General features: G+C 69.1%; 1 protein-coding gene. It reads left to right on the plus strand.

Translation table 11 applies throughout. From position 1 onward, the window contains the following. On the plus strand, positions 1–2,088 hold a 2,088-nt coding region (locus tag IEZ03_RS37180), incomplete at both ends, for a type I polyketide synthase (protein ID WP_189241291.1).

The following is a 2,088-nucleotide window of genomic DNA, read 5'->3' on the forward strand; positions in this document are numbered from 1 at the left end:
CAAAGCATCCACACCCTCCACCAAAACAACACCACCACCTACCTCGAAATCACCCCACACCCCACACTCACCCCACTGGTCGACACGACGATTTCGCATATCAACGAGACGAACAGAAATGGGGAGACGCCTTCCGACGAGCGCAATGTCCTGATGGTGGCCACCCTGCGGGACGGCCATGACGAGGTCATGACGCTGCTCACCGCCCTCGGCCGCCTGCACGCGCACGGCGTCGAACTCGACTGGCCGCGGATCCTGAGTGCGTTCGGCGTTGCGGAGCCGGCTGCTCCGGTCGCTCTGCCGAACTACGCCTTCCAGCGGCAGCAGTACTGGTTGCATGCTCCGGCCGGGGCAGCGAATGTCGCGTCCGCAGGTCTGGAGAGCACCGCGCACCCTCTGCTCGGTGCCTGTGTCACGCTCGCCGACGAGCAGACCACCGTGTTCACCGGGCGCCTATCAGTGGACACCCACCCCTGGCTCGCCGACCACGCCATCAACGACGTACCCGTGCTGCCCGGCACCGCCTACCTCGAACTCGCCATCCACGCAGGCGACCACACCGGCACACCCCACATCGAAGAGCTCACCGTCCAAGCTCCCCTGTTTCTCCACAAGAACAGCCAGCTGCAGATCACCGTCAACGCCGCCGACGAGAGCGGCCGTCGCACTCTGACCATCCACTCACGCCCCGACGATGGCGACGCCCACGAGCAACCCTGGACCTGCCACGCCACCGGCACACTCACCCCCGCAACAACACCCGAAACCCCCCACCAGACCACCTGGCCCCCACCCGACGCCCAAACCGTCCCCACCGAAGACCTCTACCAGCACTTCAACGACCTCGGCCTCAACTACGGCCCCCTCTTCCAAGGCGTCCAAACAGCCTGGACCACCCCCAACGGCATCCACGCCGACATCCAACTCCCCGACCCCCAAGCCGCCACCGGCTACACCCTCCACCCCGCACTCCTCGACGCCGCCCTCCACCCCATCGCGCTGGCCGCCGACGGTAGCGGCGACCAAGTGCAGCTCCCCTTCGCATGGGAAGGCGTCACCCTCCACGCCGCCCAGGCGACAGCACTCCGCGTCACCATCACCCCCACCGGCAGCGGCATCGCCATCACCGCCACCGACCCCGCCGGGCAACCCGTCGCAACCATCGACACCCTCACCCTGCGACCGTTCTCCGGCTTGCCCAGCGCGCCCGCCCGCGACGACCACCTCTACGCGTTGAGCTGGCCGTCCATCTCGCCGATAGAGCAGTCCGCGCTCGACGCCCCCTGCGCGATTCTCGGGACGCATGATCCGGACTCCGCCCACGCGCTCCGCGCCGCGCTCACCGTCCCCGCCCCGCTCTGCACCGACCTCAACGAGGTCTCGGAGCTCTCCGACCCGCCCCCAGTCATCCTGGTCCCCTGCCCTGCCGCCGTCACCGGCGGCGAGCCCGGTGTGGTGGACGGAGCCCATGCGCTGACCCGGCAGGTGCTACGGCTGCTGCAGGAGTTCCTCACCGACGACCGCCTCGGCGGTAGCCGTCTGGTCCTGCTGACCACCGATGCGGTCGCGGTCGGGTCCGATGAGGTCGATCTCGCCCAGAGCCCGCTATGGGGGCTGGTCCGCAGCGTCCAGGCCGAGCACCCCGGACGCATCACACTCATCGACCTGGACGACCCGTCTGCCGCGTATCGGTTGCTCTTGCCCACGATCGGCGCCGCGCTGGACCGGGGCGAGCCCCATCTGGCCATTCGCGGAAGCGACGTTCACGTCCCGCGGCTGACGCGCCTACCGAAGAGTGGCGACGACGACGGCGCACCCGACGCCTTCGCCCCTGGCGGCACGGTCCTGGTCACGGGCGGTACGGGCACTCTGGGCCGACTGGTCGCCGCGCACCTGGTCACCGTCCACGACGTCACGCACCTGGTCCTGGCCAGCCGCAGCGGCCCCGACTCTCCCGAAGCCCAGGCGTTCCATCGTCATCTGGAAGAACTGGGCGCCAAGGTCACCATCGCCGCGTGCGACGCCGCCGACGGCGAGCAACTCACCCGGCTCCTCGCGAACATCCCCGACGACCACCCCCTCACCGCG

The organism is Actinomadura livida (assembly GCF_014648675.1).
Lineage (GTDB): Bacteria > Actinomycetota > Actinomycetes > Streptosporangiales > Streptosporangiaceae > Spirillospora > Spirillospora livida.